A 6,408-nucleotide genomic window follows, 5' to 3' on the forward strand; every position below is an offset into this window, starting at 1 on the left:
ATTATTCCCGATAAATTTGTATTTTTGAACTTCTGAATTTAAGTATGCACATCCATATGAAGAAAAAATATATCCTATCCCTTTTGTTTGGCTTTCTAAGCATGACACTTTCCGCACAAACTTTGGCAGAAGCCAAAGCTCTGTATGAAAAAGGAGAATACAAAGAAGCCAAGCCCGTTTTCAAAAAATTCGTCAAGACACAGCCGGCCAACGGAAACTATAACTTATGGTACGGCGTGTGTTGTCTGAAAACCGGTGAACCGGAAGAAGCCCTTAAATATCTGGAAACAGCCGTAAAAAAAAGAATTCCCAGCGGACAACTTTATTTAGCACAGAATTACAACGACTTATATCGTTTCGAAGAAGCGATCGAAACTTATGAAGATTACATTTCCGATTTCTCCAGAAGGAAACGCTCTACGGAAGAAGCCGATAAATTGCTGGAAAAAAGCAAGGCTAACTTCCGTATGTTGAAAGGAGTGGAACAAGTGTGTTTCATCGACAGTTTTGTTATTGACAAAAAGAATTTCCTACAAGCCTATAAAATCAGTACCGAATCAGGGAAACTATTCCCGTACAGCACCTATTTTAAGGATTCGGACAAACAGGGCGGAACCGTATATGAAACCGAATTAGGCAATAAAATTTATTACAGTGAACAACAACCGGACGGAACCCTTAGTATTCTTTCACGCAATAAATTACTGGACAAATGGAGTCAAGGCAGTCCGCTTCCCGGAAGTATCAATGAAGCCGTCAATGCCAACTATCCTTATGTATTGACAGATGGCATCACGATTTATTATGCGGCAGACGGTCCGGATACCTTCGGTGGATATGACATTTTCGTTACCCGCTATAATACCAATACAGATTCTTATCTGGCGCCGGAAAATGTAGGTATGCCTTTCAACTCACCTTACAATGATTACATGTATGTGATTGACGAATTCAACAACCTGGGTTGGTTTGCTTCCGACAGATATCAACCGGAAGATAAAGTCTGCATTTATGTTTTCATTCCCAACTCGTCCAAACAAGTGTATAACTATGAAGGAATGGATACTAAAAAGATAATTCAACTGGCACAGCTTCATTCTATAAAGGATACATGGAAGGACAAAGAAGCAGTCAAGGCAGCTAAAGAAAGGCTGCAAAATGTTCTCAACGCCAAGCCTCAGGCCGAAAAGAGTTATGATTTTGAATTTATCATCGATGACCATACCACCTATTACCGGTTGGCTGACTTTCATTCTCCACAAGCCAAGACATTATTCAGCAAATACAGCCAGTTGGAGAAAAGTTACAAGCAACAATCCGCTAAGTTGGAAGAGATGCGTTCATGGTATGCACACGCAAGTAAAGATGAAAAGTCCAAAATGTCAGCCGCTATTCTTGACTTGGAAAAACGGGTACAACAATTATCCGCTGAAGTGGAACAAACCGCCATCCAAATACGCAACTTAGAAAAGCAAACCATCAAATAAACAGCTATGGATATATTAATCATTACAATGCTGATCATTGCAGCAGTCATTCTGTTTTTAGTTGAATTATTCGTAATTCCGGGTATCAGCATTGCCGGTTTCCTGGCAGGAGGATGCGTCATTTTTGCCAACTACTACGCTTTTTCCTACATGGGAACAACGGCAGGTATTATTACACTCATTATATCTGCCATAGCATGTATCAGTTCGCTTATTTTGTTTATGCGTTCCAAAACATTGGACAAGATTGCTCTGAAAAAGAACATCACCTCCAAAGTGGACCGCAGTGCCGAAGCCAAGGTAAAAATCGGAGATACAGGAATCACGACCACACGTCTCGCCTTGATTGGTTATGCCGAAATCAACGGAGACATTGTAGAAGTAAAATCCACAGATGGTCTGATGGATGAAAAGACACCGATTATCGTAAATCGCATCACCGATGGAACCATTTTAGTCGAAAAACTTAAAAACTGATATTCAATACCCCGTATCTAATCTAATAATCAATAACTAATATTTAATCACATGGATCCGAGCACAATGTATCTAACCGCCTTCCTCATCGTAGGAGGTATTATTTTCCTGGTACTGTTCTTTCACTACGTACCATTTTTCCTGTGGCTGTCCGCCAAGGTTTCAGGAGTCGACATCTCATTAGTGCAACTTTTTCTGATGCGTATTCGTAATGTTCCTCCCTACATCATCGTGCCTGGTATGATTGAAGCGCACAAAGCTGGTTTAAGCAACATTACGCGTGATGAATTAGAGGCGCATTATCTTGCCGGAGGACATGTGGAGAAAGTGGTACACGCATTGGTATCTGCCTCCAAGGCTAATATCGAACTCCCGTTCCAGATGGCTACCGCCATTGACCTTGCGGGACGTGACGTATTCGAAGCCGTACAAATGTCAGTAAATCCGAAGGTCATCGACACTCCTCCCGTTACTGCTGTTGCGAAAGACGGTATTCAGCTGATAGCCAAAGCACGTGTAACTGTACGTGCCAATATACGCCAGTTAGTAGGTGGTGCCGGAGAAGATACCATTCTGGCCCGTGTAGGCGAAGGTATCGTATCTTCCATCGGTTCATCCGAAAACCATAAGTCCGTATTGGAAAATCCCGACTCTATTTCCAAACTGGTACTCCGTAAAGGTTTGGATGCCGGTACTGCTTTTGAAATCCTGTCCATTGATATCGCTGATATCGATATAGGTAAAAACATTGGTGCAGCCCTGCAAATAGACCAAGCCAATGCTGACAAGAATATCGCCCAAGCCAAGGCAGAGGAGCGCCGTGCCATGGCAGTTGCCAGCGAACAGGAAATGAAAGCCAAAGCTCAGGAAGCCCGTGCCAAAGTAATTGAAGCCGAAGCCGAAGTACCTAAGGCAATGGCCGAAGCATTCCGAAACGGCAATTTGGGCATCATGGACTATTACCGGATGAAAAATATCGAAGCCGACACTTCCATGCGCGAGAACATCGCCAAGCCTGCTACTGGCCCTTCCAACCAGCCGCTCAGCAAATAACCGGGAAAAAGTAATTGACGGAAATGCCGGCACCGGTGAACAGAAACCGGTTTCCGGCGTTTTCTTTTTAGATACGAATTAACTAATAATCCTGCAATATGAAAAAGTATTTTGCATCTTCCGAACTGATTATTAATGAAGACGGTTCTATTTTCCACCTTCACGTAAAGCCCGAATGGCTGGCAGATAAAGTAATTTTAGTAGGTGACCCCGGACGAGTGGCGCTGGTCGCTTCCCATTTCGAGAACAAAGAATGTGAAGTGGAGAGCCGGGAGTTCAAAACCATAACAGGCACTTACAAGGGGAAGCGCATCACTGTTGTTTCCACAGGTATAGGTTGTGATAACATCGATATTGTAATGAATGAGCTGGATGCCCTTGCCAACATCGACTTTCAGACACGTGAAGAAAAGCCTCAACTACGTCAGTTGGAATTGGTACGTATAGGAACATGCGGCGGGCTTCAACCAAACACGCCGGTAGGTACCTTCATCTGCTCCGTGAAATCCATCGGTTTCGACGGTCTGCTGAATTTTTACTCCGGGCGTAACTCTGTCTGTGACCTACCCTTTGAACGTGCTTTCCTGAACGATATGGGATGGACAGGTAATATGTGCGCACCAGCCCCTTATGTAATTGATGCTGACGCAGAACTGATAGAACGTATTGCCCAAGATGATATGGTACGCGGTGTGACAATTGCCGCTGGAGGTTTTTTCGGCCCGCAAGGTCGTGAACTCAGAATACAGTTAGCCGATCCACATCAAAATGAAAAGATTGAGAAGTTTGAATACAATGGTTATCGCATCACTAACTTCGAAATGGAAAGTTCCGCACTGGCAGGCTTAAGCCGCTTGATGGGGCACAAAGCAACCACTGTATGTATGGTTATAGCCAACCGCTTGATTAAGGAAGCCAATACCGGATATAAAAATACAATTGACGTCCTCATCAAAAAGGTACTCGACCGCATCTAAGCATGCTTCAAGAAGAAATCAAGCGTTCCTTTCAGCCGTCTTAGGAAATTAAGGTTTGATAATGAATCCATTATACCCTGCTTACAATACCTGTTGTTTCGTATGATATGAATATTCAACAACGACAACAACAGGTATTGAAACGAAGATTTTACCAGACAGGTAGCTCCCAGCCGGATACTTTGTACACTCCCTCCATATTATTATACTGCGTTTACACATTGATTCATACGAAATCAAAATAAAACCATTAAGTTACATCGCTCCAACTTACTTTTTTGTGAGGAAACCATTATCTTTGCTGAATCAAAACAAGATGATAAGATGAACCAAGATACCATTTGTGCCATAGCCACAGCCCAAGGAGGTGCCATAGGATGCATCCGTGTCTCAGGACCGGAAGCCATTGATATAACTTCCCGCATCTTTACTCCTGCCGCCGCCGGTAAAAAGCTGGAAGATTGTAAGCCCTACACCCTCACTTTCGGACGGATTTATGAGGATGCAGAAGTAGTCGATGAAGTGCTTGTCAGCCTGTTTCGCGCCCCACATTCCTATACAGGAGAAAATAGCACGGAAATTACTTGCCACGGCTCCAACTATATTCTGCAAAAGGTTCTGCAATTACTCATCAAGAACGGATGCCGCATGGCCAAACCGGGTGAATATACACAACGCTCTTTTCTCAATGGCAAAATGGATTTAAGCCAGGCAGAGGCAGTTGCTGACCTAATCGCTTCTTCATCCGCTGCTACTCACCGTCTTGCCATGAACCAAATGCGAGGCGGGTTTAGTAAAGAACTTGCCGCATTACGTGATCAGTTATTACATTTCACTTCCCTCATTGAGTTGGAATTGGATTTCAGTGACCATGAAGAACTGGAGTTTGCCGACCGTTCTGAACTCTGCCAATTGGCCGGCAGCATAGAAAAGGTTATTTCCCGGTTAGTACATTCTTTCAGCGTGGGAAATGCAATCAAAAGTGGTGTACCCGTAGCCATTATCGGTGAAACGAATGCCGGTAAGTCCACCTTGCTAAATGTACTACTAAATGAAGAAAAAGCTATTGTCAGTGATATCCACGGGACAACTCGTGATGTAATAGAAGATACGGCAAATATCGGTGGGATTACTTTCCGCTTCATAGATACAGCCGGTATTCGCGAAACAAGTGATGCCATTGAAAATTTAGGTATTGAACGTACCTTCCAAAAGTTAGATCAAGCCGAAATTGTACTTTGGATGATTGATGCAACGGATGCTTCTGCTCAGATTTCACAATTATCAGAACAGATATTACCGCATTGCGAAGGCAAACAGTTAATTCTCGTACTCAATAAAGCAGATTTAGTAGAGAAAAGTTCAAATACAATCTCAATCAATTTGCCCGAAAACATAAAATCCATCCGTATTTCCGCCAAAGAAAAAATGAACATTGATGGATTACAGCAGATGCTAATCACCGCTGCCAACTTACCTATTGTAACCCAGAATGATATTATCGTTACAAATATCCGTCATTATGAAGCATTAAGCCATGCACTAGAAGCTATCCACCGCGTTCAACAGGGCTTAGCCAATAACCTTTCCGGAGATTTTGTCTCACAAGATATTAGGGAATGTATTTTTCATCTGAACGATATTGCAGGAGAAGTAACGAATGATATGGTATTACAGAATATATTTGGGCATTTTTGCATCGGGAAATAGCTAGCTACTTGATTATCGTACAGTTGCAATAATAAACAATCTAAAATACTGACTAAAAACAACTTAAATATGGCAAAATAATAGTTTTAGGAAAGGTATTTTCTTTTGTTATGCCTATTTTTTCACTATTTTTGTCCCCCGTTTGTCCCCCAAGCCACATACGGGGGACAAATTTACGTCCCTCTATGCAATTTGAGTACTTTTCACTATAAAATCTATATAAATCATAGATAATTATTAATTTATACAGATACCCTCAATCTCTTAGTTTCTAAAATATCAAATACCATAACCACTGATAAACAGATACATACATATAAACAAATACGGAATTAGAATTACATCAGATAAAATTTTGTTCGAAATGTTTGAAAAGTATTTTATCTTATTCTTTCATGCATCAGAAGATTTATTAAAGTACCTAGAAAGATTAACGCAAGGACATTAGATTTGATTCTTATTAAAAAGCACAAGTCCCCTTTTCCATCCCCTTACTCTTAAAGAACATATCATAGTAAGTAAAATCGAAATATAAAGGATATTTTTCGCAAAAAACGAGTAAGCTATTAGCAATCAATAAGAATGTAATAGTGCATGGACCTATTACCATATAATTCATCCTTACAATATATTTAAGAAAGACATTGGTATATGAAGTTTATTAATTAAATTTCTGATTCTCCGCAAACACACCTAATATTTTT

Annotated in this window: 5 protein-coding genes; all 5 read left to right on the plus strand. The window is 41.2% G+C overall.

The annotated features are described in order from the left end of the window. The first annotated feature begins 56 nt into the window (after window positions 1-56). Window positions 57-1,487 (plus strand): tetratricopeptide repeat protein, encoded by a 1,431-nt coding sequence (locus HMPREF9446_RS02815; protein ID WP_039968354.1) that lies wholly within the window; start codon window positions 57-59, stop codon window positions 1,485-1,487. A 6-nt stretch (window positions 1,488-1,493) separates the two neighbouring features. Beyond that, a complete protein-coding gene (locus HMPREF9446_RS02820) occupies window positions 1,494-1,964 on the plus strand; it encodes an NfeD family protein (RefSeq protein ID WP_009123886.1) in 471 nt (156 codons plus the stop codon). Between the two features lie 51 nt (window positions 1,965-2,015). After that, a complete protein-coding gene (gene floA, locus HMPREF9446_RS02825; RefSeq protein WP_009123887.1) occupies window positions 2,016-3,017 on the plus strand; it encodes a flotillin-like protein FloA in 1,002 nt (333 codons plus the stop codon). Between the two features lie 98 nt (window positions 3,018-3,115). Further along, window positions 3,116-3,994 carry a nucleoside phosphorylase gene (locus HMPREF9446_RS02830; RefSeq protein WP_009123888.1) on the plus strand — a complete coding sequence of 293 codons (879 nt, stop codon included), beginning with the start codon at window positions 3,116-3,118 and terminating at the stop codon, window positions 3,992-3,994. A gap of 324 nt (window positions 3,995-4,318) precedes the next feature. Beyond that, complete coding sequence (mnmE, locus tag HMPREF9446_RS02835) at window positions 4,319-5,704, plus strand: tRNA uridine-5-carboxymethylaminomethyl(34) synthesis GTPase MnmE (protein WP_009123889.1); 1,386 nt, start codon at window positions 4,319-4,321, stop codon at window positions 5,702-5,704. The last annotated feature ends 704 nt before the right edge of the window (window positions 5,705-6,408 follow it).

This window comes from Bacteroides fluxus YIT 12057 (assembly GCF_000195635.1).
Lineage (GTDB): Bacteria > Bacteroidota > Bacteroidia > Bacteroidales > Bacteroidaceae > Bacteroides > Bacteroides fluxus.

What these genes read in the sequence shown, in the direction of transcription:
- HMPREF9446_RS02815 (WP_039968354.1), top strand. Translation starts at nt 57, where the DNA reads ATGAAGAAAAAATATATCCTATCCCTTTTGTTTGGCTTTCTAAGCATG.
- HMPREF9446_RS02830 (WP_009123888.1), top strand. Translation starts at nt 3,116, where the DNA reads ATGAAAAAGTATTTTGCATCTTCCGAACTGATTATTAATGAAGACGGT.
- mnmE (WP_009123889.1), top strand. Translation starts at nt 4,319, where the DNA reads ATGAACCAAGATACCATTTGTGCCATAGCCACAGCCCAAGGAGGTGCC.
- floA (WP_009123887.1), top strand. Translation starts at nt 2,016, where the DNA reads ATGGATCCGAGCACAATGTATCTAACCGCCTTCCTCATCGTAGGAGGT.
- HMPREF9446_RS02820 (WP_009123886.1), top strand. Translation starts at nt 1,494, where the DNA reads ATGGATATATTAATCATTACAATGCTGATCATTGCAGCAGTCATTCTG.